This is a genomic window from Vibrio sp. S234-5 (genome assembly GCF_000960595.1).
Taxonomy (GTDB): Bacteria; Pseudomonadota; Gammaproteobacteria; order Enterobacterales; family Vibrionaceae; genus Vibrio.
The window spans coordinates 1-1,182 of sequence record NZ_JZAM01000261.1; the positions used below are offsets into that span (position 1 = coordinate 1).

Annotated in this window: 1 protein-coding gene and 1 pseudogene; both read right to left on the minus strand. The window is 43.5% G+C overall.

All coding sequences use genetic code 11. From position 1 onward, the window contains the following. Nucleotides 1–368: pseudogene (locus UF06_RS15980) on the minus strand (transposase); the annotation flags it as partial. Nucleotides 369–796: 428 nt separating this feature from the next. Then, nucleotides 797–1,072, minus strand: coding sequence for a hypothetical protein (locus UF06_RS15985; RefSeq protein ID WP_045571311.1), 276 nt, complete (start codon nucleotides 1,070–1,072; stop codon nucleotides 797–799). Nucleotides 1,073–1,182: the final 110 nt, after the last annotated feature.

Here is a 1,182-nt window from a genome sequence, read left to right on the forward strand (position 1 = left end):
AGAGCGATCAATATTGAGCAGCTCACACTGGCGCTTTATCGGCAATGGGGTGGATTTAACCAGCGAACTCTTTCGCTGGGCTCGGTCTAACGACCGAGCACTTTGGCCAAAAAATCATTTTCCATGGTCAATTGACCGATCTTGGCGTGAAGTTTGTCCACTTCTTCGGAATTCTCTTTTCCTGTGTGATTTTCGGTGGCAAAAATCATGGCTGCGTTTTCAAGCAGCTCCTTTTTCCATGTCGAGATTTGGTTAGCGTGCAGGTTGTATTTCTGAGCTAACTCAGCGACGGTTTTATCGCCTTTAGCGGCATCGAGTGCCACCTTAGCTTTAAACTCAGGAGAGTGGTTTCTACGTTTTCTAGTCATAATCTGTCCCTGTATTGTTGGGTACTATCAAAACAGATCGACCACTTAAAGTCATGTCCGAAAATCGGGGGCCACTTCTGTTGTCTGCTTTAGACCAACAATCTCTCCGACTTTGGTTTGGTTTCGCCTTTGATTCCTGCGTACATCACGCAAGTATATTCCTAGCTGCTTAGAACTTGTTATGAGCATATCTGCCTCTAATGTAAATTATCCCCTGTAGAGGATACTAGTACTTTTAACCCCTCAAGGGGTTAAAATTAACTTTACCCGCGTACAGGGGTAATCAGTCATAGCTAGGATTAAGAGGTTTAGCTCATTTATCATTAAGGTAACCACCACGACCGCCTCAAAGTATTCTCAAAAATCCTTGCAGCCATAGGCTGCAAGCCCCCTATCTAAGGCTGAAGCCAACATATCAAAAGCTGTTTTTAGCCGAACAATCTCAAGTTATCTGATTCGCCTTTTTCTTGCAGCTGTGATTGAACACTAATACTTTCTTGATGGCAGCGTTTCGCTTGATACTGATTTGCTTTAACAATCGCTTTGTTTACCAGTTTTTCAAGCAGCTTGAGTGCGGCTTTTTTCTCTTTATAAAAGGCGTATATGATGTAGTTAGTTTCAGCAACATCGCCGTAAGAGTGGTTCTGAATGTAATTCGTATGGTCTCGACTTACACCGTGCTCTAGCTGCGTATTTCGGAGCATTCCGATCAGTCATTTCGGGATTATCCGATCACCCATTTTCCCCCTGTGTCAGCATAGTTGTCGCCTAGATTTTTAAGGAGATAACTATGCCAGCCAATCCAGTTCCAATT